Source organism: Pseudophaeobacter sp. TrK17 (assembly GCF_042192375.1).
In the GTDB taxonomy this organism is placed as follows: domain Bacteria; phylum Pseudomonadota; class Alphaproteobacteria; order Rhodobacterales; family Rhodobacteraceae; genus Pseudophaeobacter.
The window spans coordinates 1,996,466-2,022,457 of record NZ_CP071700.1; the positions used below are offsets into that span (position 1 = coordinate 1,996,466).

A 25,992-nucleotide genomic window follows, 5' to 3' on the forward strand; every position below is an offset into this window, starting at 1 on the left:
CTTTAGGCAGCCTTTGGCCTTGGGATGGTTTTTTTCGACGCAGGCCGTTTTGCCATTGCAGCTCAATCTCTTGGCGGTTATACCGCCGCTATTGTTAGCACCTGTAGCTCAGCTGGATAGAGCGCTGCCCTCCGAAGGCAGAGGCCAGAGGTTCGAATCCTCTCAGGTGCGCCAGAATTCTTAAGGCTCGACGTGTTTTCCGTCGGGCCTTTTCACGTTTTTAGACCCAACTCCCCCCCCTTGATTAGAGCGCCCTTCCGAGACGGTTGATCAGGGCGTGCCATCTCGCACCAATTTGAACGTATACTTCGGTTCAGTGGGTTTTCGCAGGCTGTCAAAGACCAACAGGAATGCAATCAAGATCTGAGCGGCAAGTTTGGGTAAATAGAACGCTTTGGTGGTCAGCGGCGAGGATGTCGGTGGTAAAAGGGGCGACGCAGGCTGATCTTACGCCTGTGCATCCGCCTCCGCGCGCCAAATGCCCCACAAGGGACTGCTAGGTGGCGCGTAGCAGCTGGCTTTCATGTGATTTCAGCGTTGTTCGCGCCGTCGGGCCGTAGAGCTCAAAATCCGCCATAAGCGCGCGCACTTCAGCCTGTGTTTCGGCATCAAAGGAGCCCAGGGTTTCAGCGCCTGGATGATAGCTTTCACTTTCCAGGCCATTGCCGCACAGGATTTCATGCTGATCAAACAGCAGGTGCACGTAGGTCACCAACTGACCATCCGCCACCACGCGGATCGTTGTGTCGTTGACAAGGTGTTTGGCTTTGACCAGGACTTCGAATTGTCCAAAGAGCAGCTCTGCCAGATCTGAAGAGATCAACACCCGGTGATTTGGCGAGACCGCGATGCGGTCGTGACGGCCAAGCGCGTTTTCTGCAAAAACCACCGGTGCATTTTGCCCTGACGCACGGCGGGTACTGCGCCCAATCCAGCGCAGCGGCTGTAGCCCATGATCACGGGTCACAATTCGGTCTCCGACCTCAAGCGCTTCAACAGCCACCAAGCCAAATTCGGTTTTGATCAGCGTGCCTGCCACAAAACAGGGCGCGGTGCTGACGACAGTTTTGACCTGAACTGATCCAGTGTCGGTGTGGCCCTCATCATCCGCCACCGTATAAGAAAAGCTGCTGGTCTCATCGACGGTGCTGTCATTGCTGATCGAAAGCGTTCCGTCAGCATTCAGGGTCACCACCTCGCCGCTGCCCAGGGTGACGGTGTCCCCAGCTGAGACCGCCTGCCCCTCGATATGGGTGATCGTCAGACTGCTGCCGTCGCTGTGAAGGTCATTGTCCAGAACATTTAGGACCTCGGAACCGTCGCCGGAAATTTCAAACACGTCACTGGTGGCAGTCAGACCGTCTTCAAAAGGACCGGTCAATGTGTCGATATCGGAATTCCACACCAGATCGCCGAGCAATCCGCCCTCTGGCAGGCCAGAAAAGTCGACGATCATGGTGGTATAAAGATCGCCTACGGCCTCGCTTCCGGTAATGTTGACAATACCGGTATAGGTGGCGGAAATGGTGCCCGTCAGGTCTTCGTATTCCGGGGAGAGTTTGAACGGATAGCCATTTTTGGATGTGGGCGTCGATCCCCCCATAGGGTCTTCGTCCGTGGCAAAGTTTGTATCAAACACCGAACTTGCCGGAGCCAGGTCAATCTGCAACGAGGTCAATAGTTTGGTTGTCGTCAGATCATGCCAGTCATAGCCAAAGTACATGTCGATATCGGTCCCTGACGCACCGCCAGCGGTGTAGGGATCCAATGCCTTCCAGGTCAGGACTTCGGTTGTGCCATCCGCAAAGGTTGCGGTGATTTGGGCGCCATCCAGATCCACCCCGCGAGAAGATGTGTCGGTGCGCACGCCATGGGCGCTTTCATGCGGGTCTTCGTCTAGCCGGATAATGTCGACTGTGGGCATGACTGTTGACTACTTTCGAATGGACGCCGCCGACGCCAGTTCAAGTGCTGTGCCGATCGCATTTGCCTGATTTAAGTGCCTGTTTGAATTCTATGACCCCAAAGTGCGCGGCCACAGTGGCAAAAACGCAGCCGAAATTAGGCATTCTTTTCCCTTTTTTGCGAATTGGCAACCGTACCGCCTCCTGCACAACCCAGCCGATCATACCAAAAGCGCCTTGCGAGCGTTCCCTCTGCCTGTGATCTGGTGCATTGGGCGCGGAACATAGGCCTGCCGGTCAGCCCTGCGCTGGATCGTTGACCTTTGCAGCAATTGGCAGACGGCGCAACCGGGCGCAACCTCAGGCGGTCTGCAACTGGTCAGCAGCTGGGAGAGCGTCGGACCAGAGGCGGATGTCTTTGAGTGTGGCGTTGCCCACTGGGAAGATCTGCACGGGCGCAGACAACAGGTCAGCCATGCCACCATGGGCTACCTGTCCGGTTGACACCCCGTTGTAAAAACCCTCGATGTGGGTCGCGTCCAAGACAAGTGCCAGTGAAAACGCGTCCTCAGAGCCAAGGGACAGAGCGTCGTCCGCGCCAAATATCTCAGTCAAAACACCGCCGACCTTGCTGCGGAACCCCGGTTTACCCGTATGAGCCGCTGCCGTTGAGACCAAAAGGTCAATAAAATCGTCATCACCAAGCCTCCACCGGAAGGGGATAGCGTTGCCGGGGATCTCAGGATCTTTCGCCCGCGTCATGATTCCATTCATCACGATGGTCATTGCCTCGGGCATTGTGGCCTCTTGTGCAGTGACAAACCGGATAACCGCGTCGACTGGTCCGCTCAAACGTTTGAGAATAAGGATCGGTGACGGATCTGTGGTTACAAAGTAGGTGGTTCCGGGCTGTTGGCAGAAGAAAGACTGTCCGTCAAACTGTACGACAACGCCATTTCCGGACACACTGACAACTTCTATGCCGACAAGCTTGGGGCCGGAGATGCCAGTGTTTTGCGTGATACCCGTAAACGCCCCGTCAGATACAATCCGAATGCCGTTTCCGTGTTGCTCAACAAAATTATTGGCGTTGTGCGTTCCGGTCTTGGACCATTCATCTGGCGCATCCGGGCTTGTCCAATCCGCGAACCCAGTGTTGTCCAAAAGCTCAGCCCCAAGCGTCCCGACCTCATTTGCCATCACCACCGGGTCGATCTGCAGGCTTTCAGCAGCGATGGAGACCTGCGCCCCCTGAGTGCTGATGTAGTCTGTCGCATATGGCCCTGTCTCCAATTGCGCGTTTTGAACATCGTCCGAGACCGTCAGGGTCAGCGATCCGGCGCTGGGGGTGAATGACAGGCTGACACGGCTTGCTTCACCACTTCCCACCCCGATCAAAGGCCCAACCGTTGCCGCGCCAGAGAGGGTGACTGTGCCAGTTCCGGTGTAGCTCAGGGTGTGCTCCACGCCCGTTACCGCCACCACCTGCGTCGATAGGCTGTCGCTGTTCAGCAGCAGGTTTGTCCGCACCTCAGAACAGACGGCCACCCCGGCAGGCACCAGCGCTCCGCCCTGCCAGATGTGGTGCCCGGTGCGCGGCTCGCCTGCCAGCGCCTTGACCCAGTGACCCAGGGCGTTCAGTTTCCAGGCAGCGGATAGCCGGGAGAAGCTGAACAGCCTGTCAAAACCTACAGGCGTGCCGTTGAGACCATAGGTCCCGGAAGAATAGTCCGCGACCACAGCCGGGGCCTTGCCGCCGATACTGTAGCGCCTCAGTGGCGCGGTCTGCGCCACGCCGATCCCCAAGCCCAGCCCCAACATCAGAGCCAACCCACAACAGTGGCCGTGGTCCCGTTGGACTCGACGCCGACGGCCGAAAACTGCAGGGTTTCACCGGCATAGACAGCATAGGTGATCACCCGGCCCTCGCAATCGCGCATAGCAAGATCGCCCGAACTCACAACTCGCAGCACACGCGGGCGCACTGGCAGATCAACGCCATCGGCCGGCGCGATGGAAAAATGCTCGGTGGCGGGGCTGGTCAAGCTGCGGCTCATATCAGCAAAAGGATCAGTCTGGGGCATGTGGTTTGGCCTCATGGTTTCAAGTGAAATACGGCCCCTGTTTGGGGCCGAACGGGCTCGGGATCGCTGTCACTCCCATTTGCACCAGACCGCTCCTGCCGCTGGGGAAACAAAAGCTTCCGAAATCCGCCCTTCAGTAAGTGTCGCGAGACCAAAATAGGCGAATTGAGGTTGTAAAAGATAATCGACGGCGCCCGATGCCCAGGCAACAGGATCAATTTTTCCCTATGTGGCCGAAGTTTGGCACCCAGAGTTGGGATAGTTTGGCGTCAATAGAGGAACGGCACGAACTTGGCAGTTTTGCTGGAGTAGACTTGGAACTGGGCGCCATATCGGTCGGCCAGATACCGATCCAGCGCTGGGATGTGGTAAAAGACAAACAGCGCAGTCATCAGCAAGGGAATGGAGAACGCCCAGACAGAGGCTGCCAGAATGGCCCATCCCGTGAACATCAGGCTGTCGCCAAAATAGTTGATATGCATGGAATAAGAAAACAGCCCCCCCGTGTAGCAGCGCCCCTGTGAGCCGGGCAGTTTTTTCCAGGCACGTCGTTGCAGTTCAGAGCCGGTGTTCAGGGAGGATCCGATCACCAGCAAAGCCCCCCCAGCCAATCCCAAAGACCAAAAGGTGTAGCAATACCGGACAAAGCCCCTGCCCCCAGCAGCAAAAAACCAACTTCAACGATGCCAATAAACACGGTCAGTCCCAGCCCTTCGGAGAGTTCAACCCGGCGCTGCAGGATCACAAAAAGCGTCACCCCGTGCCGCACCCAATACAGAACAGCGCACAGCGCCAGGACTTTGGCCCGGGTTGGATCAGCCCACTCAAAACCGCCAAAGGCCAGCCACAGGCAAACCACCACCAGACAAAGGTGCAAAACTGCAAAGGTGGGGTCGACTCCGGCTCGGTGCAGAATAGGGCGGTAAGGCTTTAAGCGTTCATTCGTCGCCACCGATACTCGCCGGTGAGGATAATATGTGCCCAGCCGAGGGGTGAGATGTGTGCGAGAAGATATGCTGGCGTATCCAACCCTGCTTTTCTCCGCTGCGCGACGGCGACACCAAGCCGTTTTGTATTCCAAAAGATAATGATGGCGGTGAGCAGGTTCAGCCCTGCAATGCGGAAGTGCTGGCCTTCCGTGTTGCGGTCTCTGATTTCACCCTGCCGCCCAATCCGTAGGGCACTTTTCAGAGCATGGTGCGCTTCACCTTTATTTAGTCCAATGTTGGCACGGCGCTGCATATCCGTGTCGAGCGCCCATTCGATGATGAAGAGTGTTCGCTCGACACGTCCGATTTCGCGAAGGGCAACGGCTAGGTCATGTTGCCTCGGCCGGGCCGCCAGTGTCTTCAGGAGCTGACTGGGCTGCATCCTGCCGGAAAGCATTGTCGCAATGCAGCGGAGCACATCTGGCCAGTTAGCGATGATGGTGTTTTCCCGGATTTTGTCGCCCACCAAGTCCCTCAGTTCAGCCGGAACACTTCGGCGATCAAAGACATGCAGCCGTTTTGACGGCAAATCCCTGATGCGCGGAATGAACCGGTATCCAAGCAGTGATGTGGCCGCGAACACAAGATCGGTGAAGCCCCCGGTATCAGCATATTGTTCTTTGATCCGCTTGCCGGTCGGGTTCATCAGCAACCCATCGAGTATATATGGTGCCTCGTTCACCGTTGCTGGGATGACCTGCGTGGCAAAGGGTGCGTATTGATCGGACACATGGGTATAGGCTTTCAGGCCGGGTTCATTGCCGTATTTCGCATTGATCAGGTTCATCGCCTCGCCCTGGCGCGTGGTGGGAAAGAATTGCCCGTCACTGGAAGCAGTTTCACCGGCACCCCAGTGCTTTGCCATTGGTAACTGTGCTTGCGCTTCGAGCACGGTGGCCAACGCCCGATTGATGGCCTCGCTTTCTACATGCCAGTTCGAAAGTCGCGCCAGTTGGGTGAAACTATGTGTGCTGCTAGCCCCAGCCATCTTGCTCAACCCGAGATTCAGGCCTTCTGCCAGAACGACGTTCAGCAATCCGAGCCTGTCTTTGCACGGTGCCCCGGTGCGCAGATGGGTAAAGGCGTCGGTGAACCCGGTATCGTTGTCCACATCCATAAGGATGTCCGTGATCCGCACCTCTGGCAGGCGGCGATAAAGATCAAGGATGAGGCTGTCGGCCTCCGCGGGTACATCAGCTTCGAGCCGGTCGACACGTAATCGGCCATCCTCGATGACACTGCCAGGCAGAGTTCCATTTTTGACCGCCATGACAAGCCTGTGCAGCCCGTCTTCCAACCGTTGTTTTCGATCAGCGATCCAGACTTCCGGCTCCAATGGCATCGACAGCCCCATAGTCTGAGCGGCCTCGACCGGAACCAGGGCCTGTTTCAGGTCGCTGTAGCGGCGTGAGTGAGCAAGCCAGATATCCCTGGATCTGAAGGCCTCGCGCAGATGGAACAGAACTGCGACGACCCATAGCCGGTCCCTGTTGTTTTCCGGATTCCGCAAGTGGCCTCGCCATTTTGACTGCGGTTTGAGAAATGGCGCAGACCGGCTTGGAATATCATGCTTGTCGCGGATCACATCTGCCGCTGCGAGCAAGGGTTCGGCCACGCTGGCGCCGGCGATATCCAATGCTGCCAGCATTCGCGGGGCATAGAGCTTGAAGCGATGATAGCCCTTCTCGACATAGGCCAGCGCATCCGCCTTAACGGTTTTCCCAAGCGTTCCGGCATTCGCGACGAGGTTTTCCAGCATGCCCCACCCACAGGACGCATCCACTGCACTGGCGATAGCCGCGTCATCGCCTTTTGCCAGCAGCAATGTCGTGCCCAAGGTCTCGAACCCCGCTAAAGTCGCTGCGATCTCTGATTGCGCCTCTGCAACACGGGCACCGCAAATCCTCTTTGCCTCTCGCCAGATCGACCCCACGATCCGGTCATGCGTCTCGACCACAGTGTCTGCGATGGCAGCAGACCACTCCACGATGCAGGTGGCAAGGATGGCCAGACGACGATCACTCGTGATGTCCCGCAGCCCATCCGTGAAATATCGTTCGCCTTGGCGGCGTAACTGCATGACCCGGTGCGCCGGAATACCGTCCAAGATTGCTGGCGGTAACGCGATCCGTTGCAAAAATTCCAAACGGTCGAGCTGGCGGTTGAGATCGGCAGAGTTTTTACCCACCTCGAACTGTCGCAACCAGATGAACCGGCTGACCCGCCCATCCACCTCTTCGGTCAACAGATTGTCGAGTTGGGTACGCATTTTCGCATCGAGACGAGCGGCAATGCTGGCCTCAATTCTACGTTCAGCGGCGACCAACGCATCAGCGCAGTGGCGTTCGATGACCGAAGTTCCCGGCAGAATGATCTGCTGTCTGCGGCATTCTTCTACGAAGCCACGCAACAGAGCCTGACTGGATTGCGCCGCTTCAGCATTTCCGTCCAGCCAGCGCCGCATTTTCTTGGCGCGCTTGCCCGAAAACATCTTGTAGCCGTATATCTTTCGCAGAGCATCCAAATGTTCCCGGCGAGTCTTTTCCCGCGCGGCATATGGCAAGAGGTCATCTGGTTTTAATCCGAGTTGTGCGGCCACAAAGCGGGAAACAGGTTCAGGGATGACTTCACCAGCTTTCAGCAAGCGACCCGGATACCGAAAGGCACAAAGCTGAAGCGCAAAGCCGATCTGGTTGTCAGATCGCCGTCGAGTGCGGATGTGCTCGATATCTTCATCATCCAAGGTGTAGTGCTTCAACAGCGAAGCTTCATCGGTGGGAAGATCAAAAAGCGCCGCGCGCTGTCGCGCGGTCAGAACCGCTCGGTGTGCCATCGGATTGTTCTTTCTATATGGGATGGAGTCTTATGAAGTAGGCATAGTGAGACCATCCGCTTGTCATGTCTTTTTCAATGTCTCAATATGACAGTCGCAAGACCTCTTAATTTATTCGAGACCCCATGGCTAAAGTCGGATACGCGCGTGTCAGTTCAGTCGGGCAATCACTGGATGTCCAACGTGAAAAGCTCACTGGTTGCGACAAGCTCTTCGAAGAAAAGCGCAGTGGCACAACTGATGCTCGCCCTCAGCTGAAAGAATGTCTGAATTACGTTCGCGACGGTGATCAGCTCATTGTCACGCGCATCGACCGGCTGGCGCGTTCAACGCTACACCTGTGTCAGATCGCCGAGACGCTGAAACAGAAGGGCGTCGATCTGGTCGTACTCGATCAGAACATCGACACGTCAGACGCGACCGGGCGGCTGCTGTTCAACATGCTCGGGGCCATCGGTCAGTTCGAAACCGAAATCCGCGCCGAGCGTCAGATGGACGGGATCAAGAAGGCCAAGGATCGAGGCGTTCAGTTCGGAAAACGCCCCGCTCTTTCAGAAGATCAGATCGCTGAGCTTCGCCAACGGCGCGCAGCCGGAATGCTGATCAAAGATCTGATGGCCCATTACAGCCTCTCAAAGGCCACCATCTACCGCTATCTCAGCGAAAAAGAGACCTGAGCTCAACTCCAGAGCCCCAATCCGGCCTTAACGCCCTATTCTGCACCGAGCCGGAGTTGATGCGGTGGATGCCCCCTCCTCGAACGGCATCGCGATGTGCCATGGTGGTTATTCAACCACCACCAAAGAGAAAGGGAGCACCCATGGAAGAAGATATCATCATTGGCGTTGATCTGGCAAAGAACGTTTTCCAGCTGCACGGCGCGCGCCGGGATGGACAGGTTGTGTTTCGGAAGAAATTGAGCCGACCACAATTTGCCAAGTTTTGCGCCGAACATCCACGCAGCCTTTTCGCCATGGAAGCCTGCGCGACAGCCCATTATTGGGCACGCGAACTGATGTCGTTGGGTCATGAAGTGAGGCTCATTCCACCGATCTATGTCAAGCCATTCGTAAAGCGCCACAAGAATGATGCGGCAGATGCGGAGGCCATCACCGAAGCTGCGCTGCGGCCCAACATGTCCTTTGTCGTGCCAAAATCCGCTGAAACCCAGGCACTGACCATGATGATGCGCACACGGGACCAGCTGTTGGAGCAACGCACTGCAACCGTGAACGCCTTGCGCGGCCATCTTGCGGAATTCGGGCTGATTGCACCTGTTGGGTTGAAGAATGTTGAGCGGCTCCGGGAGCTGGTCGATGTCCATCCTGATCTTCCGGAACTGGTCGTGACGATGGCCAAGTTGCATTTCAACCGCATCGACCAGCTCTCGGAAGAGGTCGATACGCTCACCGGGCGGATCAAGAGCCATTGCGCCGACAGTCCAAAGGCACGACGGTTGCAAACCATGCCCGGCATTGGGCCGATTGCCGCGATGGTGATCGAAGCGTTTGCGCCAGACATGAAGTGCTTTGAAAAAGGGCGGGACTTCGCGGCTTGGCTTGGTTTGGTCCCCAAACAGCATTCGACGGGAGGCAAAACCCGACTTGGACAGACCAGTAAAATGGGTCAAAAGGACATTCGCCGCGCGCTGATTATCGGCGCGATGAGCTGCATTGCCGCCGCCGCGCGGCGCGGCAAACGCTGCCATCCTTGGCTACAAGACAAGCTGGACCGCAAACCAAAGATGGTGGCCGCTGTGGCACTCGCCAATAGAATGGCCCGCCAGATTTGGGCGATGATCACCAGAGAACAAGGCTACCAGTCAAATCAGGAGGTGGCCGCATAAGCTTCTGTCCCGCTTGCATTAAGTGGGCAGATGGCAAGGAATGCTCTGAAGTGATGGACGTCGATTGAACAGATCCTGATTGGAAAGCCAGATAGGGGTAGGGCGCTTACAGCCCGCGGAATCGAATTGGACCCAATCAGCGAACTGACCATCATGGCCCGCGGCGCGTAAAAGCCGCAACACGAGGCCGAATACACGACCGCAATCAAATCGCTGGAAATCAGCTCAGGAAATCCTTGCAAAACCGGGGGCATCCATACACGACCCCAAGGTCAGTTTTGGCCCAAATGACCGGGCATGGGCGCGATCAACACCGCCGTATCTGGTTGCCATTGGCGTCTCCTTTCTTGCTACCGGTTCAGGGAAAAAACCTTTTTCGTCCACCCGGTCTATAAAACTGCTCTAGACCTCGCCTTTGCTTCATGTCAACAGTATTTAGACCAAACGGACGAAATAAGATGCCAAAAATTGTCGACCACCAGGCTCACAGTCAGCACCTGGCGCAACGCGCTGCGGGGTATTTTTCGGATCATGGCTATGCCGGCACCAGTATGCGCGCGGTGGCGCAGCATCTGGGCCTGTCAAAAAGCGCGCTGTATCACTACTTTCCAAGCAAGGAAGATCTGTTTTTAGCCTGCACCAAACAGGTTATGGGCGCATTTGACGCCGATTTTGTCGACCCAGCGGCGACAGAGCAGCAAAACCTTCACCGCCTGACAGAGGCCCTGCGTCAGGATTTTGCCCGCGAAATGGCGCTGATTTTTGACTACCTGCGGGGCAAGACCCAAAACGAGATTGCCCAGGATGAGGCCATGCAGGTGGCCATGAGCGCTTATCGCAGGGTTGTCATAAGTATTGTCGGGGAAAAACAGGCCGAGGCGGTCCTGGCCCGTTTGTTGGGTGAGCTGATGTTAGACTATTTTTCTGGGAAATGACGCCCAGAAAGCAGAATGACGCCCCATCTGGGGGCGCAATCTGTGCCAGTAAGTACAGACTGACGGCCCATGCCAACCTGCCAACCTGCCAACAGCCTGGGTGACCAGAAGGTGGCAGAGCGAGCACCTAAGCGGCGTCAGGAAAAAGACGGCGTTCGTTTTTGCATCATCGCAGAGACAACCTCGGCGAACTCCGGAGATTTCAACTGCGCCACAAACAGGTCGGACTCGCGCTGCATGTGCGCTGCAACCTGATCGCGCTGATGACGGATCAGGGATTTTGACAGTTTAATCGCCTCAGGCGCCGATGCGGCGACGTGTTTGGCAATCTCTGCCACCTGCCCCTGCAGCGCGCCGTCATCAAATACCCGGGAAACCAGACCGTAGTTATGCGCCTCTTCGGCGGACAGGCTGCGCCCGGCCAGCAGGATGTCATTGGCCACTGCCATCCCTACCGAGGCCGACAACAACATTGACGAGGCAGCCTCTGGCACCAGGCCCAATTTGACAAAGGGTGCGGTGAAGGTTGCGCTGGCTGCGGCATAGACCAGATCACAATGCAGCAGCATCGTCAGCCCGATGCCAATTGCGGGGCCATTCACGGCTGCAATCACCGGTTTTTTGCAGGTGGAGATCGCTTCGAGAAACCGGGCGACAGGTGGCAAATCCTCTGTGTGATCCGCCGTGGAAAAATCCTGCAGGTCATTGCCAGCGGTGAAATAATCCTCCGCTCCGGTAATGACAAAGGCGCGCTGTGTGTCAGAGGCCTCATAGGCGTTGAGCGCGTCCGCCATGACCCCATACATCTGTTGGGTGATCGCATTGCGTTTTTGCGGCCGATTGATGGTCAGAAGGGTAACCCGGCCATCGGTCTCTAGTGTAATAGTGTCGGTCATAACAGCAGTCCTAACATGTGAAGTCGTAGAGGCAATTCTGCCAATTCAATCGGTTACCTGATCTTGTGAAAGCCAATTCCAGCATTCCAACCAAAGCGCTTCGCGGCCTGGTCGAAAGGCACCCTCGTGACCAATTCGCTTAACACCAATGTCAGCGGGGGTTCGAATTTGCAATGATTTCGCTGCGTTGGGATAGTACGCCAGCAGATCGCGCGCCGCCCGCGGGGTCGCAATTGGATCATCGGAAAAGACCCAGGATCGGATGGGGGCCGTCACATCGCCGTAGTGCTGTGGCTTTAGCAACCCCTCATAATCGGTGCGAAAATAGCTGCGACGTTGGCTCCATTTGCGCCAGGTTCTGAACACGCGCGGTGGCAAGGCCTCGCCCTGCCAGCCGCCCACAGGTTTGATATAGCCCCAGCGCAGCAAGGAATAGCTGCCCAAAATCCACCAGAAGTAAAACTCAAGCGGCCAGTTCTTGATTTGGTGGCCGCCAAAATACCCAGTTCCAACAGAAACAAATGCATGGCGATCAATGGCTTGGTGATTGGACATAACGCCAATGAAATGGCCGCCAACGCTATGGGCCAGATGGGTGATGCGCAGACCCGGCGCCGCCTGGGACAGGTGCTCCACGGCGGCAACCATATCGTATCTGCCCCAATCAGGATACTCGATCTCAGATTGGGCCAGATCCCCCTGGCACGACCCTGCAATGCCGCGATAATCATAGGTCAGCACTATGGCGCCACGTTCGGCCATAAACTGCGCAATCGCATGATAAAACTGGCGCGGAAACCCGGTGCCTGCGGAGATCAGAACCGCCAGTTTAGGGCTATCGCAGCTGGTCAAATCGCCTCGCAGCGTGACTCCGTCACTGGTGGTAAAACGTGTTGGTTCACGCTGTGTCGATTGCGTCATGGTCATCTCCGCCAGGGGGTGAAACAGGGTTGATAATCTCATCCGCGTGATCGACGAGATGCGTTAAGAACCTCTGGATAACCAGCTGTTCTTTATCATTAAAAGGTGCAAGCAAAGCCGCGTTGAAATGGGAGGTCTCTTCTTTGACATGGGCCAGCATTTTGGCGCCGTTTTGCGCAAGATGCACATTGATAACCCGGCGATCACTGGTAGAGGCAATGCGGGCAACAAGGCCACGATCAACCATGCGATCCACCAGCCCCGTCAGACTGGATTTTCCCATCGAGAGCCGTTTGGCAATTTCAGAAATGGGCTGCGCATCTGACTGGGACAAGACAAATAGCACTGCAATTTGGCTTGTGGTCAGCCCCACGCTCTGGCGCGTACGCTGGTCAGCCGCGCGAAACAACGCATTATGAGCCACCTGCAATTGATGAAAGACACGCAGTTTTACCGACACAACAGGACTCCAAAACAAACCTATATTTAGTTCGTATATGGACTAACCAGACCTGGCAATACCTGCTCCAACGGCATGACGCGAAGTCACAGAGGATCAAAATCAAAGCTGTTCAGGCACAGGGGATTTTGGTCACAGAGGATCCTAACCAGACCAAGAGCACGGATGAGAAATTTATTTTACATTATTTCAAAGCCCTAACGGACATTCTTGAGTTCAACTCCCGCCCTTTCATTTTCTTACAAAATCACTTGGGTATATCCAAAATATTCATTACAACCCCGACTCACACGATCAACACACTGGAGACGCTTATGTCCTATGCGACATCAATGGGCGGTTTCCTTGGTGCTGTTACAGCCAGTGCACTCTTGATTGCACAAGCCAGTGAAGCTCAAGCGGACGCCCTCACTGTTACAGATATTGCTGGCCGACAGGTCACTTTCACCGAACTGCCTGACAAGATTGTCCTGGGCGAAGGCCGCATGATCTATTCGATTGCACCGATCACCACCGGTAATCCGTTTGAAAAAATCGTTGGCTGGAAAGACGATCTGATCAACTACGATCCAGATGCTTTCCGCAAATACGCAAACGCCTTCCCAGACGACACGGCCCGCCTGATCAACTTTGGCAACCCCTATGCTGGCGATTTCAGCATCGAAGCCGTATTGGAGGCGGAGACAGATCTTTTGTTGCTCGACGTGGGCAACCTGTTCAAAGCCAAAGAAACCGGCCTGATCGAAAAGATGGAAACTGCAGGCGTCAACGTGGCCTTTGTTGATTTCCGCCGCAACGCAACCGAAAACACCGTGCCATCGCTGTTGATGATGGGCCGTATCCTGGGCGAGGAAAAGCGGGCTGCGGAGTTTATTGATTTCTATATCGGCCAGATGCGCAAGGTCACAAACGTTGTTGATCAGATCCCGGCGGACGCGCGCCCGCTGGTGGCGATTGAAAACGCCGCCGGCTGGCAAACTGATTTTTGCTGTTGGTCCTTTGGTCCCTACAACTTTGGCCGCTTTGTCGAACTGGCCGGCGGGGTCAACTATGGCTCGACCCTGGCCAATGCCTATTCTGTCGATATCAGTCTGGAAGGGCTGATTGAGGCGGATCCTGATCACATCATCGCCACCGGTGCCAACTGGAAAGAGACGCGCCCAGAGGTTACCTCGATTTTGCTGGGCTATGACGGCGACCCGGTGGAAAATCAGGCCAAGCTACAGGCGCTGGCAGAGCGCACCGGGTTTGCCCAGATGCGGGCGGTGAAAGAGAGCAATATGCACGCGATCTACCACCAGTTTTACAATTCACCCTATCACTTCGTTGCGGTGCAACAGATTGCCAAATGGCTCCACCCAGAGGAGTTTGCAGATCTGGATCCGCAGGCCTCCTTTGAAGAACTGCACGATCAATTTCTGCCGTTTGAAGCCTCCGGCCAGTTCTGGGCATCGCTCAAATAACACTCACCAGGTTCGCACTGCGGCTGTGCTCTGCGAACCTGACACTTGGAAATCCTAAAATGACAGATCAAACGACCTCTGCTGGTTTGAACGCAGCTGCTCTGGTGATGGCTTACAAACGGCGCAGTCTGCGCCGCGTTGGACTGGTTGCAGGCGCGGTAATCGTAATGATGTGCCTTGTTGTTCTGGACATCATCACCGGGCCTGCAAACCTGAGCTTTGGACGCACGCTTGCGGTGATCCTGGATCCATCGCTGGCATCGCCAAAAGAACAGGTGATCATCTGGCAGCTGCGGTTGCCCGTGGCCCTGATGGCGGTGACGGTTGGCGCCATGCTGGGCGTTGCCGGTGCGGAAATGCAGACCATTTTGAACAACCCGCTTGCAGATCCCTTTACCCTGGGCCTGTCATCGGCCGCCAGCTTTGGCGCCGCGCTGGCCATCGTACTGGGCTGGTCGGTTGTACCGGGTGTTGGCGGGCTGTTTGTCACCGCCAATGCCTTTGTTCTGGCGATGCTCACCTCTGGCTGTTTGTTTCTTTTCACCCGACTGCGCGGCGTCACACCTGAGGCGATGATCCTTGTCGGGATCGCAATGCTGTTTACATTCAACGCCTTGCTGGCCTTTCTTCAATATGGCGCATCCGAGCTGCAATTGGCGCAGCTGATTTTCTGGCAGCTCGGATCACTCGCCCGTGCCTCCTGGGCCAAAGTTGGCGTCTGCATCGCCGTTTTGCTGATTGTGCTGCCCTATTTCATGTCCCGGTCCTGGGCCTTGACCGCCCTGCGCATGGGTGAGGAAAAGGCCGCAGCGCTTGGGGTCAACGTGTCGCTGTTGCGCATGTCGGTCCTGGCTGGGGTGTCACTGCTGTCTGCGGTTGCGGTGTCCTTTGTCGGAGCTGTGGCCTTTGTCGGACTTGTAGGTCCCCATATTGCCCGCATGATCGTCGGCGAAGATCAACGGGGCTTTCTACCGCTTTCGGCGCTTTGCGGTGCGCTGATCATGTCCGGTACCTCAATCGCCTCCAAGGCAATCACACCGGGCATTGTCTATCCAATTGGCATGATCACATCGCTGATCGGCATCCCGTTTTTCATCCTGTTGATACTTGGACAACGTAAGAGGCATTGGCAATGACCAAACTAAGCGCTGAAAACCTGTCCTTTTCCTATGGGGCGCGGCCCGTTCTGAAGGGGCTTGAATTTGATCCATTGCCCTCTGGCAAGCTGACGGCTTTGATCGGGCCAAACGCTGCGGGGAAATCCACCCTGTTTCGCCTGATCTCAGGTCTGGCCAAGCCTACAGCGGGTCACGTCATCCTGAATGACACGAACCTGGCCTCCTTGGGGGCTCGGGACCGGCTTAAACGCATCTGCTTTATGCCGCAGTACTTTGCCGCAAACGCAGCCCTGACCGTTTTTGATGTGGTGATGATGGCGCATAAGCAACTGCGCGGCTGGCGGGTCTCTGGGGCAGATATGGCGGCAGTGGCCCAGGCCCTGGAAGAGACCGGGATCGGGCACTTGTCACAAGCCTATGTGAGCGATCTGTCCGGCGGCCAATCCCAGATGGTTTCGGTGGCCCAGGCGCTGATCCGCCACTCTGATGTCTACCTGTTTGATGAGCCGACCTCGGCGCTGGATCTGCGTCACCAGCTGCAGGTATTGACCCGTATTCGCGCCACCATGATGGCGCGCGACAGTATTGGCGTTGTTGCCTTGCATGATCTGAACCTCGCAGCGCGCTTTGCCGATCACCTTATCCTATTGGGTCAGGGTCGCATTCTTGCCCAGGGCAGCGCAGAAACCGTACTGCGCTCACCGGCGATATCCGAAACCTACAAGGTGGAGGTCGAAACCAGCACCGGCCCCAGACAGGATCTGACCGTCCATGCCTATGCGTCGTAAATATATCCTGTTGCTCTGACGGGCTGCTCTACACAGGAAACCGCCAAATAAGAAAACCCGCGCCACATCTGGCGCGGGTTTTATACTGTTAGGTCAAGGCCTTGCTACAAAGAGTTACATCTAAACAGCCTGACCCTATAAACAAAGTCCCCCCCAAGGGCTTAGGAACAGCCAGAGGTGGAGCCGCAAGTGTTGCACTTCATGCAGGTACCATTACGCACCAGCGTGTAGTTGCCGCATTCGCCGCAGGCTTCGCCCTCATAGCCTTGCATCTTGGCCTTGGTGCGCGCATCCATGCCCGTGACTGGGGCTGCGGTGGTTTCTGGCACCAGGGATTGCAGATCGGAAACCGGATCCGCCGCCGAGAGACCTGCGTTCATCAGACCAGTTTCACCGGTTTGACCGCCCTGAAGCACCACAAGGTCCTGTGGCAGACGCTTGCGCAGATACCCAGTGGAAGAGATCTGTTTCAGCACTTCGAGCGACCGGGTTGCGGCGCTTTCGCTGATTTCCGACAGGTTGGACACGCCTTCTTCCTCGCCGCGGCCAATATCGTCAAAGGCTGGGCCCTGGGGTTTGACATGCGCCAAATCCGTCCGATCCAGATAGCTCACCGCCAACTCGCGGAACACATAGTCAAGGATCGAGGTGGCATTTTTGATCGAGTCATTGCCCTGTACCATGCCGGCGGGTTCGAACTTGGTGAAGGTAAAGGCATCGACGAACTCTTCCAGGGGCACCCCGTACTGCAGACCAACCGAGACCGCGATGGCAAAGTTGTTCATCATCGCCCGGAACCCTGCACCCTCTTTGTGCATGTCGATGAAGATCTCACCCAGGGTACCGCTCTCATATTCGCCGGTCCGCAGGTAGACTTTGTGACCGCCAACAACCGCTTTTTGCGTATAGCCCTTGCGCCGGTGCGGCATCTTGGTGCGGTGGGATTTGATCACTTCCTTGATGACGATCTTCTCGACAATTTTCTCTGCCAGAACAACGGCTTTTTCCTGATTGTTGCCGGTTTCCAGCAGCTCTGCTGCCTCATCGTCATCCTCAACCAGCGCCGCTGCCAGCGGCTGGCTCAGCTTAGAGCCATCACGGTACAGCGCATTGGCCTTGACGCCCAGGGACCAGCTCAGCTCATAGGCTTTCTGGCACTCTTCGATGGCGGCATCATTGGGCATGTTGATGGTTTTTGAAATCGCACCGGAGATAAAGCTCTGGGCTGCAGCCATCATGCGGATATGGCTTTCAACGCCAAGAAAACGCTTACCTTTTTTGCCGCAAGGGTTGGCGCAGTCAAAGATCTGATAATGCTCTTCTTTCAGATGTGGCGCCCCTTCCAGCGTCATGGTGCCACAGACATGGTCATTGGCGGCGTCGATGTCGGCCTTGCTAAAGCCAAGGTGGCGCAGCAAATCAAAGGTGGGATCATTCAGCTTTTTCGCTGGGATACCCAGCACGCCGGTGCAGAAATCCTCGCCCAGGGTCCACTGGTTGAACACAAAGCGAATGTCAAAAGCTGCTTCCAAGGCACTGTCGATCTTGGACAATTCATTGGGGCCAAAGCCGTGGCCAGCCAGCGAGGTGTGATTGATACCCGGCGCATTGCCCAGGGACGCATGACCCACCGCGTAAGAGACGATCTCTTCAATCTGCGAGGAGCTATATCCCAGCCCTTCGAGAGCGGAGGGCACTGACCGGTTGATAATTTTGAAGTAGCCGCCACCAGCCAGTTTCTTGAATTTCACCAGGGCAAAGTCCGGCTCAATTCCGGTGGTGTCACAGTCCATTACCAGGCCAATGGTGCCGGTGGGGGCGATGACGGTGGTTTGAGCATTGCGGTAGCCGTGCTTTTCACCCAGCTCCAATGCCTCGTCCCAGGCCCCCATGGCCAGATCCGCAAGCCGCGCATCTGGGCAGCCGGAAATATCAAGCGGCACAGGTGGAACCGAAAGCCCCTCATAGCCCGTAATCTTGCCCATTGCCGCGGTGCGGTGGTTGCGAATGACCTTGAGCATGGCGTCGGCATTGCGGGAATAGCCAGAAAATGCGCCCAGTTCCCCGGCCATCTCAGCCGAGGTGGCATAGGCAACACCGGTCATCAGCGCGGTCAGCGAACCGCAAAGCGCCCGGCCTTCCTCGCTGTCGTAGCCATAGCCCATGTTCATCAGCAAACCGCCGATATTGGCATAGCCCAGGCCCAGGGTTCTGAAGTCGTATGACCGCTGAGCGATCTCTTTGGAGGGGAACTGCGCCATGGTAACCGAGATTTCCAGTGTCACGGTCCACAGACGGCAGGCATGCATGTAGTCCTCAGCCTGGAACTTGCCATCCTTGTAGAAGGTCAACAGGTTCAATGAGGCCAGGTTACAGGCGGTATCATCCAGGAACATATATTCCGAACACGGGTTTGAGCCGCGAATTTCCCCATCCGCCGGGCAGGTATGCCACTCGTTCACGGTGTCGTGGAACTGAATGCCAGGATCGGCACAGGCCCAGGCCGCATGGCCGACTTTTTCCCACAGGTCCCGCGCCTTGACGGTTTTGGCAACCTTGCCATCCGTGCGGTTGATCAGCTGCCAATCGGCATCTTTTTTCACCGCATGCAAAAACGCATTGGTGACCCGGATCGAGTTGTTGGAATTCTGACCAGAGACAGAATTATAGGCCTCGGAATCCCAGTCGGTATCATAGATCGGGAATTCAATGCTGTCATAGCCCTGCTTGGCGTAGTCCAGCACACGTTTGATATAGGTCTCGGGGATGGCAACCTTCTTGGCCTCGCGGACCGCCGCTTTCAGCGCCGGGTTGTTTGCAGGCTCATAGGCATCCTCAGAGGCGCCATCCCAGGACCGGATGGCGGCAAAAATGCTGTTCAGCATTTTCTCATGCATTTTGGAACCGGCCACAATCGAGGCAACTTTCTGCTCTTCGATGACCTTCCATTCGATGAAATCTTCGATATCGGGATGGTCCGCATCCACAATAACCATCTTGGCCGCGCGCCGGGTGGTGCCGCCGGATTTGATCGCCCCCGCAGCGCGGTCGCCAATACGCAAGAAGCCCATCAGACCAGAGGATTTACCGCCGCCCGACAGGGCCTCTCCTTCGCCGCGCAGGTGGCTGAAATTGGTGCCGGTGCCAGAGCCATATTTGAACAGGCGCGCCTCGCGCACCCAAAGATCCATAATGCCGCCCTCGTTGACCAGGTCATCCGCCACGGACTGGATAAAGCAGGCATGGGGCTGCGGGTGTTCATAGGAACTGGTGGATTTTGTCAGCTTGCCGGTTTTGTAATCAACATAGTGGTGGCCCTGGGCCGGACCATCAATACCATAGGCCCAGTGCAGACCGGTGTTGAACCATTGCGGGCTATTGGGCGCGGCGCGCTGGGTCGCCAGCATGTGGCGCATTTCGTCAAAGTAGGCGCGAGCATCTTCTTCGCTGGTGAAATAGCCGCCTTTCCAGCCCCAATAGGTCCAGGCGCCGGCCAGACGATCAAACACCTGCTTAGAGGAGGTTTCGCCCCCCGTGGGCACATCCTTGCCAGCGGGAACAGAGCGCCACAAGAATTCGGGTACGCCCTCTTCTTTGACCTTTTTCAGCCGCTCGGGCACGCCGGCTTTGCGAAAATACTTCTGCGCAATGACATCGCTGGCAACCTGGCTCCAGCTGGAGGGCACCTCGATATTCTCCTGACGGAACACAATGGTGCCATCCGGGTTTCGAATTTCTGAGGTGGCAGAAATGAAATCCAGAGATTTATAGGAGTCCTGCCCTGACTTGGTGAATTTGCGCTCGATCTTCAAGCTCTGCCCCTTGAGATGTTCGTCTCATAACTTCATTGCCGCCACAGCAGCCGCTGTGACCTGTCCGGTCGGAAAGCACATCACAGCTGGCAGGCCTGTTTACGGGCCAACTACACAAGACCTTCGCCGGCCATTTATTGTGGATATGTCTAGTGTTTTCCCATCGTCCCGGCGCTGCAAATCTCACTAGATCTAGTAGCGCCAACTCGAATTCCCACAATTTGACGTATAGACCCCAAGAGGGTCAACGGATATTTTACCATTTTTAAACCATCTTTACTGTTGACGAAAATTCCCAAAACGCGGCGCTTGCAGCTGCGAGTGATTCACCCACAGGCTACGGCATCGCAGGGGGCAAAAGTTACCAATCCAGCAGCTGGGAAAATTCGGGTAACAGCAACGACTTGTCCCTAGAAGTTGAAAGCGCACCACCCTCGCTTCGCAAAGCCCTGCCAAAAATACCACCAGCGTACGGTCAGCAAAGGCAAGCATGCGCCGTCCAGCATCGGCCAACAGGCTCGCGGTGGACCTGTGATATCCTTGCACAGATTTTGAGCAACTGATCCCGGACCTGGCGCACAGATCGTTAACACTTTTTAAACCTATTGCCACGCTTTCGCGTCACTTCCTTAAGGAAGGGTTAAGGGTGACCGCAGAGATATTCCAAACTGTTTCAGCGCCGCGCTGTGATTCTATGCAGTCACACCAGAAAGATTGGCAAAGCCTGTTAGATCCCAACCAGAATGCGCGCCGCCCGGGCAGCTGCAACCTTGAGCCAAAAGAAATTGATATGAGGTCTAAAGTGAGGTACTGGAAAAGAAAACGGGCAGTCGCATCTGAATGCGAACTGCCCGTTTTAGGTCCGACCCCATAGGGTCTTCTCTTATAAACACCACCGAAAAGCGCAATGCTTTCAAGTGATTATGGTCGGGGCGGCGAGATTCGAACTCACGACCCCCTGTACCCAAAACAGGTGCGCTACCAGACTGCGCCACGCCCCGGACCGTGCGCTGTTCCTAACGCCAGTGGATTGATTTGAAAACCCCTAACAAGGCCAAATTGGTGCAGTTTTTGAAAAAACTTTGTGGCGCATCTCGGTGCCGATCGAAATTCCATATCTAGCGGCCAACCCACCATTGATTTCGAGCACAGCAAAGACGTTACTGCCGCCCGGCAGCGGCGTCAGATCACCGGGAACCGCATCCGCCTGCACCCGAATGACTCGGCCGGTCTGATCGAGAAAAATGATATCAAGTGGAATGAGGGTATTCTTCATCCAAAAGGCCACGCGCTGCGGCGTTGGATAGACAAAAAGCATACCCGCGCCCCGCGCCATGCTTTCGCGGAACATCAGCCCCTGAGCGCGTTCGGCTTCGTCATCAGCAATTTCAACGGAAAAGGATGTTTGCCCCCAGCTGCCACGCAGCTCCACCCGATCGGGACGACAGTCCGCTGCGAGAACTGGGGCACAAAGGCCCAGGCCACAGATAAGGGCCAAGGCCGGTGCGGCGAGAGAGGCTCTCAACCGCGCCATGAGATCAGCTGTCCTGACTATTTTCAAGCAGGGCCGCTTCCCAGGCTTGAACTTCGGCAGCCATTTGACCGCGTTTGCCGTCAATCACCCGCACGGCCAGGGCTTCGCCAGGCTGCAGATCCGCCAGGCCAGATTGGCGCAGCACCTCTACGTGCAGAAAGACATCTTCGCTGCGGCCAAAGATATTGGCAAAACCAAATCCCTTGCCTTTGTTGAACCACTTCACCCGTGCGGGCACCAGCGGTTTGGAGGTCAAATCACAAAGGTCAAAATCGGCAAAATCGCTCAGAACCGGAGACTCCTCGCGCTCCGGCGGATGGATTGCCAGGACTTCGACCGCCTGCCCCCCCCGATCGGTGCGATGGGTCACTATTTCGACACGGGTACCATCTGCAACGGAACTCTGTCCGAAATTACGAAGTACATTTACGTGCAACAAAATATCAGGGCCGCCCAGATCGGACACAACAAAACCAAATCCCTTGGTGGGATCAAACCATTTAACGAGGCCTTGGATTTGCTGCAGGCTGCTCAGATCTTCTGCCACTTATCTCATCCACTGCGTATTTTTCATTTTGGTAGTGACGTGATGCGCGATTTCACTGCCTAATTTCAAGCAAAAACCCTCCCATTTGTTAGGAAAGTGCTATTTTCCTTGATAAACCTTAAGGATTAAGTCGCGAAACAGACCATTTGTCCTGTTCGACATCATAAATCCAAGTAAAACGGTCGTGTAAACGAAAGGCCCCATCCGCCCAAAACTCAATTTCGACAGGTGAAATTCGATATCCACCCCAAAACGGCGGTCTTGGGGGATTCGGCCCCTTGGTGGCTGTCACCTTCGCCACCTCAGCCATCAGGCTGGCACGGCTGTCCAGCGGCCGGGACTGTTTTGAGGCCCAGGCGCCAAGGCGGCTTTTGAGCGAGCGAGAGGCATAATACTCATCCGCCTTTGGCCCCTCCTCGCGGCTGATATTGCCGCGCACGCGGATTTGCCGCCGCAGGGATTTCCAATGCATGACAAAGGAGGCCTTGCCAGCCTGGTCCAGCTCCTGGGCCTTGGCGCTTTCGTAATTTGTATAAAAGACAAAGGCGTCCGCCTCGATCTCTTTCAGCAAGACCATGCGCGAATTGGGCAACCCATTGGAATCAACCGTCGCCAACGCAATCGCATTGGGGTCATTGATTTCGGTCTTTTCCGCCTCTGTCAGCCAGGTGCGGGCAATTTCAAATGGGTCATCGCCGGCAAAGATCCCTGAACGTTCGCTCATAAGAGCCTCCTGTCTGTTTTCGTCGGTACACTAGGCAGCACATTTCAGAACAGCAAGGGCTGCGCGACCCGGATCTGGCCTGGACAGCCACTGGGTCAGTTGCAGGAACAATCAAGGTGGCCCCTTGAAGCAGGCGCACCAACATATTAAACGTGTTTAACTTTACGGAACACAGGCGGAGAACCTGAATGTCTAATCAACTGCTGACCGGCAAGCGCGGTCTGATCATGGGCCTGGCCAATGACAAATCGATTGCCTGGGGAATAGCCAAAGCCTGTGCCGATGCGGGTGCTGAGCTGGCCTTTTCCTTTCAGGGCGACGCTCTGAAAAAACGCGTCGTACCGCTGGCCGAACAGCTGGGGAGCGATATCGTTCTGCCCTGCGATGTTTCGGACGAAGCCTCGATGGATGCGCTGTTTGCCTCCTTGGAGGAAAAATGGGGTAAGCTGGACTTTGTGGTTCATGCCATCGGTTTCTCTGACAAGAGCGAGCTGCGCGGCCGCTACGTCGACACCAGCCGCGGCAATTTCCAGATGACCATGGATATTTCGGTCTATTCCTTTACCGCCATCGCCAAACGCGCGGAAAAGATGATGGCTGAGGGCGGCTCGATGCTGACGCTCACCTATTATGGTGCCGAGCAGGTGATGCCGCACTATAATGTCATGGGTGTTGCCAAGGCCGCGCTAGAAGCCTCCGTCAAATATCTGGCCGAAGATCTGGGCAAAGACGGCATTCGCGTCAACGCCATCTCGGCTGGTCCGATCAAAACCCTGGCCGCCTCGGGAATTGGTGATTTCCGCTACATCATGAAGTGGAACGAATACAACTCGCCGCTGCGTCGCAATGTGACCACGGATGATGTGGGCAAATCGGCCCTGTACCTGCTGTCTGATCTTAGCTCCGGCGTGACCGGTGAGAACCTGCACGTGGATGCGGGCTATCACGTGGTTGGCATGAAAGCTGTCGACGCGCCTGACATTACAAAATAACCTCTGCTAGATACCCCTCCTGTTCACCCTGCCCCCATTTCCTTCACGGGGCGGAGTGATCAGGAGGTACCACCATTGACTAGACTGCTTTTTTGATCACCGCGCCCACAGGCCTCCTTCGCGAAGCTCGGCCAGGATCGGATCAGCACCCCCACGCAGCCACTGCCGGAGCCATAAAGATGACAGACCGCCTGCCGCATGAAAAAGGCTTTCATATCAGCTGGGACCAGATCCACCGAGACAGCCGGGCGCTGGCCTGGCGTTTGGATGGACATGGGCCCGACAATAATGCCTGGCGCGCCGTGGTGGCAATCACCCGTGGCGGCATGGCCCCTGCAATGATCATCGCCCGCGAGCTGGACATCCGCACGGTCGATACCATCAGCGTGAAATCCTATCATTCCGGCGGCGGCAAGGCCGATCAACAGCGCGAAGCCGAAGTGCTGAAAAGCCCCGACCCCGCACTGATGGGCGATGGCGAAGGTATTCTGATCATCGACGATCTGGTGGACAGCGGCAAAACTCTGGAGCTGGTGCGGGCCATGTACCCCAAGGCGCATGTTGCCACCGTCTATGCCAAACCCAAAGGCCGCCCCATGGTCGATACCTTTATCACCGAGGTCAGCCAGGACACCTGGATCTTTTTCCCCTGGGATATGGCGCTGCAATATGTCGAGCCCTATCGCGGCACCTAAATAGACGCCGCCGATTAGACGTAAACGCCTCTCTTGATTTGATAAAACCAGCGCGCCCCTTGGGGCGCGTTTTTCTGTGCCCCGCTTTTTCTGGCAAAAGGATTTTGCCCAAAACAGAGTGATTGCCATCGCCCGCCCAAGCCCCTACCAATTCTGAACCAGAAATTCCCTTGAACAGGAGCGGGCATGACCAAGTCGCGCACAGAGGCCACCTTTCTTTCGCCAATTGTCGAATCCCGTCGCTGGGTCGCAGGTGTCTCTTTCCCCAGCCAGCGCCCTTTGCTCAACGTCAGCCAGGCTGCCCCGGCGGATCCGCCGCCACTGGGTCTGCGCCAGGCGCTGGCAGAGGCGGCGCTGAACCAGGATGACGCCCATCTTTATGGGGCGGTGCTGGGGCGCGACGGGTTGCGTCAGGCGCTCGCAGACCAGATGAGCAGCCATTACGCGGCTGACATCTCCCCCGCTCAGGTTGGGATCACCTCGGGCTGCAACCAGGCCTTTGCCGCCACGATTGCATCGCTTTGCGGCGAAGGGGATGAGGTGATCATTCCGGTGCCCTGGTACTTCAACCACAAAATGTGGCTCGATCTCAGCGGCGTCACCGCCCGCCCGCTGCAGGTTGGCGATGATATGCTGCCAAATCTCGACGCCGCGCAGGCGCTGATCACAGCGCGGACCAAGGCCATCGTGCTGGTGACCCCCAACAACCCCACCGGCGTGGAATATCCCGCCGGCCTGCTGCGCGCCTATTTTGATCTGGCCAAATCCCACGGGCTTACCCTGATCGTGGACGAAACCTACCGTGACTTTGACAGCCGCTCGGGGGCCCCTCACGCGCTGTTTCAGGATCCGGATTGGGAGCAGACCTTGGTCCACCTGTATTCCTTCTCCAAAGCCTACCGTCTGACCGGCCACCGGGTCGGCGCCATCGCCGCAGCGCCGCAGCGCCTGTTTGAGATGGAGAAGTTTCTCGACACCGTTACCATCTGCCCGTCGCAGCTGGGACAGATCGGCGCGCAATGGGGTATTCACAACTTACAAGACTGGCTGGCTGGGGAACGGTCTGAAATCCTGGCCCGCAAACAGGCCATCATCGACCACTTCCCCAGCCTGCAAGCCCAGGGGTGGAAGCTGTTGGGATGCGGCGCCTATTTTGCCTATGTTGAACATCCCTTTGAAGCCGCCGCCGAAGATATTGCCAAAAAACTGGTCACCGATGCCTCGGTGCTGATGTTGCCCGGCACCATGTTTATGCCGGAAGGTAGCAAACCTGCCGCGCGTCAGTTCCGCATAGCCTTTGCCAATGTGGATGCCGACGGAATAGCCGAGCTGTTCTCGCGATTGTGCAACTTCACCCCCTAGGAGGCCAGAGCAACCAGATCTGGCGGCATTTCTCCCAGCCATAGGCCCAGATCCCCGTCAAAGCGCCTTATTCAAGTGGTTGGGAGGCC

At 56.4% G+C, this 25,992-nt stretch carries 22 protein-coding genes and 2 tRNA genes; 10 read left to right on the forward strand and 14 right to left on the reverse strand.

What is annotated here, in order from left to right; genetic code table 11:
* The first annotated feature begins 97 nt into the window (after positions 1 to 97).
* A tRNA-Arg gene (locus JZI28_RS09365) sits at positions 98 to 174 on the forward strand.
* A 322-nt stretch (positions 175 to 496) separates the two neighbouring features.
* Here the strand turns inward: JZI28_RS09365 and JZI28_RS09370 are convergent.
* The 6 genes from JZI28_RS09370 to JZI28_RS09395 all read right to left on the reverse strand — a co-directional run bounded on the left by JZI28_RS09370 (position 497) and on the right by JZI28_RS09395 (position 7,810).
* A complete protein-coding gene (locus tag JZI28_RS09370) occupies positions 497 to 1,924 on the reverse strand; it encodes a Hint domain-containing protein (protein ID WP_375699942.1) in 1,428 nt (475 codons plus the stop codon).
* Between the two features lie 340 nt (positions 1,925 to 2,264).
* Positions 2,265 to 3,725, reverse strand: a complete 1,461-nt coding sequence (locus JZI28_RS09375) for a hypothetical protein (protein ID WP_375699943.1) — start codon at positions 3,723 to 3,725, stop codon at positions 2,265 to 2,267.
* Positions 3,725 to 3,988: a hypothetical protein gene (locus JZI28_RS09380; RefSeq protein WP_375699944.1), complete on the reverse strand. Its 264-nt coding sequence runs from the start codon at positions 3,986 to 3,988 to the stop codon at positions 3,725 to 3,727. Before JZI28_RS09380 ends, JZI28_RS09375 begins: the two co-directional genes overlap by 1 nt.
* Positions 3,989 to 4,257: 269 nt before the next feature.
* Entirely contained in the window at positions 4,258 to 4,578 is a 321-nt protein-coding gene (locus tag JZI28_RS09385) for a methyltransferase family protein (protein WP_375699945.1), read from the reverse strand.
* Positions 4,575 to 4,940 carry a hypothetical protein gene (locus JZI28_RS09390; protein WP_375699946.1) on the reverse strand — a complete coding sequence of 122 codons (366 nt, stop codon included), beginning with the start codon at positions 4,938 to 4,940 and terminating at the stop codon, positions 4,575 to 4,577. The genes JZI28_RS09385 and JZI28_RS09390 overlap by 4 nt, the downstream gene beginning before the upstream one ends.
* The gene (locus JZI28_RS09395; RefSeq protein WP_349387465.1) at positions 4,919 to 7,810 is read right to left on the reverse strand and encodes a Tn3 family transposase; all 2,892 of its coding nucleotides are present in this window, start codon (positions 7,808 to 7,810) and stop codon (positions 4,919 to 4,921) included. The genes JZI28_RS09390 and JZI28_RS09395 overlap by 22 nt, the downstream gene beginning before the upstream one ends.
* A 125-nt stretch (positions 7,811 to 7,935) precedes the next feature.
* Here JZI28_RS09395 and JZI28_RS09400 point away from each other — a divergent pair, with 125 nt between their 5' ends.
* The 3 genes from JZI28_RS09400 to JZI28_RS09410 all read left to right on the forward strand — a co-directional run bounded on the left by JZI28_RS09400 (position 7,936) and on the right by JZI28_RS09410 (position 10,591).
* Positions 7,936 to 8,487, forward strand: a complete 552-nt coding sequence (locus JZI28_RS09400; protein WP_349387466.1) for a recombinase family protein — start codon at positions 7,936 to 7,938, stop codon at positions 8,485 to 8,487.
* A gap of 143 nt (positions 8,488 to 8,630) precedes the next feature.
* Entirely contained in the window at positions 8,631 to 9,656 is a 1,026-nt protein-coding gene (locus tag JZI28_RS09405) for an IS110 family transposase (protein WP_375699407.1), read from the forward strand.
* A 458-nt stretch (positions 9,657 to 10,114) separates the two neighbouring features.
* Entirely contained in the window at positions 10,115 to 10,591 is a 477-nt protein-coding gene (locus JZI28_RS09410; RefSeq protein WP_375699947.1) for a TetR/AcrR family transcriptional regulator, read from the forward strand.
* Positions 10,592 to 10,728: 137 nt separating this feature from the next.
* Here JZI28_RS09410 and JZI28_RS09415 read toward each other — a convergent pair whose 3' ends face one another.
* Genes JZI28_RS09415 through JZI28_RS09425 form a run of 3 tightly spaced genes read right to left on the reverse strand, consistent with a single transcriptional unit; the run spans position 10,729 to position 12,868 of the window.
* Entirely contained in the window at positions 10,729 to 11,487 is a 759-nt protein-coding gene (locus JZI28_RS09415) for an enoyl-CoA hydratase-related protein (RefSeq protein WP_375699948.1), read from the reverse strand.
* Between the two features lie 45 nt (positions 11,488 to 11,532).
* Positions 11,533 to 12,408 carry a serine aminopeptidase domain-containing protein gene (locus tag JZI28_RS09420; RefSeq protein ID WP_375699949.1) on the reverse strand — a complete coding sequence of 292 codons (876 nt, stop codon included), beginning with the start codon at positions 12,406 to 12,408 and terminating at the stop codon, positions 11,533 to 11,535.
* Positions 12,386 to 12,868, reverse strand: coding sequence for a MarR family winged helix-turn-helix transcriptional regulator (locus JZI28_RS09425; RefSeq protein ID WP_295450917.1), 483 nt, complete (start codon positions 12,866 to 12,868; stop codon positions 12,386 to 12,388). Before JZI28_RS09425 ends, JZI28_RS09420 begins: the two co-directional genes overlap by 23 nt.
* A gap of 314 nt (positions 12,869 to 13,182) precedes the next feature.
* On the opposite strand from JZI28_RS09425, the gene JZI28_RS09430 reads away from it, so the two are divergent.
* The 3 genes from JZI28_RS09430 to JZI28_RS09440 are packed head-to-tail and all read left to right on the forward strand — an operon-like array spanning position 13,183 to position 16,237.
* Entirely contained in the window at positions 13,183 to 14,331 is a 1,149-nt protein-coding gene (locus tag JZI28_RS09430) for an ABC transporter substrate-binding protein (RefSeq protein WP_375699950.1), read from the forward strand.
* 59 nt (positions 14,332 to 14,390) lie between these two features.
* Positions 14,391 to 15,467, forward strand: coding sequence for an iron ABC transporter permease (locus JZI28_RS09435; RefSeq protein WP_297338654.1), 1,077 nt, complete (start codon positions 14,391 to 14,393; stop codon positions 15,465 to 15,467).
* A complete protein-coding gene (locus JZI28_RS09440; protein WP_375699951.1) occupies positions 15,464 to 16,237 on the forward strand; it encodes an ABC transporter ATP-binding protein in 774 nt (257 codons plus the stop codon). The genes JZI28_RS09435 and JZI28_RS09440 overlap by 4 nt, the downstream gene beginning before the upstream one ends.
* A 161-nt stretch (positions 16,238 to 16,398) precedes the next feature.
* On the opposite strand, the gene JZI28_RS09445 is transcribed toward JZI28_RS09440, so the two are convergent.
* From JZI28_RS09445 to pdxH, 5 genes are all read right to left on the reverse strand, one after another.
* Entirely contained in the window at positions 16,399 to 20,049 is a 3,651-nt protein-coding gene (locus JZI28_RS09445) for a vitamin B12-dependent ribonucleotide reductase (protein WP_375699952.1), read from the reverse strand.
* Between the two features lie 924 nt (positions 20,050 to 20,973).
* Positions 20,974 to 21,050 (reverse strand) — tRNA-Pro (locus tag JZI28_RS09450).
* 44 nt (positions 21,051 to 21,094) lie between these two features.
* Positions 21,095 to 21,583: a DUF192 domain-containing protein gene (locus tag JZI28_RS09455; protein WP_375699953.1), complete on the reverse strand. Its 489-nt coding sequence runs from the start codon at positions 21,581 to 21,583 to the stop codon at positions 21,095 to 21,097.
* Between the two features lie 4 nt (positions 21,584 to 21,587).
* Complete coding sequence (locus JZI28_RS09460) at positions 21,588 to 22,130, reverse strand: cold-shock protein (RefSeq protein WP_375699954.1); 543 nt, start codon at positions 22,128 to 22,130, stop codon at positions 21,588 to 21,590.
* A gap of 118 nt (positions 22,131 to 22,248) precedes the next feature.
* On the reverse strand, positions 22,249 to 22,854 hold the full coding sequence (gene pdxH, locus JZI28_RS09465) for a pyridoxamine 5'-phosphate oxidase (protein WP_348154007.1): 606 nt from the start codon (positions 22,852 to 22,854) through the stop codon (positions 22,249 to 22,251).
* Positions 22,855 to 23,042: 188 nt separating this feature from the next.
* Between pdxH and fabI the strand changes: the two genes are divergently transcribed.
* The 3 genes from fabI to JZI28_RS09480 all read left to right on the forward strand — a co-directional run bounded on the left by fabI (position 23,043) and on the right by JZI28_RS09480 (position 25,903).
* Positions 23,043 to 23,846 carry an enoyl-ACP reductase FabI gene (gene fabI / locus JZI28_RS09470; RefSeq protein ID WP_375699955.1) on the forward strand — a complete coding sequence of 268 codons (804 nt, stop codon included), beginning with the start codon at positions 23,043 to 23,045 and terminating at the stop codon, positions 23,844 to 23,846.
* Positions 23,847 to 24,025: 179 nt separating this feature from the next.
* On the forward strand, positions 24,026 to 24,541 hold the full coding sequence (gene gpt / locus JZI28_RS09475) for a xanthine phosphoribosyltransferase (RefSeq protein ID WP_375699956.1): 516 nt from the start codon (positions 24,026 to 24,028) through the stop codon (positions 24,539 to 24,541).
* 186 nt (positions 24,542 to 24,727) lie between these two features.
* A complete protein-coding gene (locus JZI28_RS09480; protein WP_375699957.1) occupies positions 24,728 to 25,903 on the forward strand; it encodes an aminotransferase in 1,176 nt (391 codons plus the stop codon).
* Positions 25,904 to 25,992: the final 89 nt, after the last annotated feature.

Bases quoted from the DNA above. Each gene is read 5' to 3' on its own strand.
- JZI28_RS09370 (WP_375699942.1), bottom strand. From the start codon at position 1,924: ATGCCCACAGTCGACATTATCCGGCTAGACGAAGACCCGCATGAAAGC.
- JZI28_RS09405 (WP_375699407.1), top strand. From the start codon at position 8,631: ATGGAAGAAGATATCATCATTGGCGTTGATCTGGCAAAGAACGTTTTC.
- JZI28_RS09415 (WP_375699948.1), bottom strand. From the start codon at position 11,487: ATGACCGACACTATTACACTAGAGACCGATGGCCGGGTTACCCTTCTG.
- JZI28_RS09410 (WP_375699947.1), top strand. From the start codon at position 10,115: ATGCCAAAAATTGTCGACCACCAGGCTCACAGTCAGCACCTGGCGCAA.
- fabI (WP_375699955.1), top strand. From the start codon at position 23,043: ATGTCTAATCAACTGCTGACCGGCAAGCGCGGTCTGATCATGGGCCTG.
- JZI28_RS09440 (WP_375699951.1), top strand. From the start codon at position 15,464: ATGACCAAACTAAGCGCTGAAAACCTGTCCTTTTCCTATGGGGCGCGG.
- pdxH (WP_348154007.1), bottom strand. From the start codon at position 22,854: ATGAGCGAACGTTCAGGGATCTTTGCCGGCGATGACCCATTTGAAATT.
- JZI28_RS09455 (WP_375699953.1), bottom strand. From the start codon at position 21,583: ATGGCGCGGTTGAGAGCCTCTCTCGCCGCACCGGCCTTGGCCCTTATC.
- JZI28_RS09435 (WP_297338654.1), top strand. From the start codon at position 14,391: ATGACAGATCAAACGACCTCTGCTGGTTTGAACGCAGCTGCTCTGGTG.
- JZI28_RS09380 (WP_375699944.1), bottom strand. From the start codon at position 3,988: ATGCCCCAGACTGATCCTTTTGCTGATATGAGCCGCAGCTTGACCAGC.
- JZI28_RS09400 (WP_349387466.1), top strand. From the start codon at position 7,936: ATGGCTAAAGTCGGATACGCGCGTGTCAGTTCAGTCGGGCAATCACTG.
- JZI28_RS09430 (WP_375699950.1), top strand. From the start codon at position 13,183: ATGTCCTATGCGACATCAATGGGCGGTTTCCTTGGTGCTGTTACAGCC.
- JZI28_RS09395 (WP_349387465.1), bottom strand. From the start codon at position 7,810: ATGGCACACCGAGCGGTTCTGACCGCGCGACAGCGCGCGGCGCTTTTT.
- JZI28_RS09375 (WP_375699943.1), bottom strand. From the start codon at position 3,725: ATGTTGGGGCTGGGCTTGGGGATCGGCGTGGCGCAGACCGCGCCACTG.
- gpt (WP_375699956.1), top strand. From the start codon at position 24,026: ATGACAGACCGCCTGCCGCATGAAAAAGGCTTTCATATCAGCTGGGAC.
- JZI28_RS09480 (WP_375699957.1), top strand. From the start codon at position 24,728: ATGACCAAGTCGCGCACAGAGGCCACCTTTCTTTCGCCAATTGTCGAA.
- JZI28_RS09420 (WP_375699949.1), bottom strand. From the start codon at position 12,408: ATGACGCAATCGACACAGCGTGAACCAACACGTTTTACCACCAGTGAC.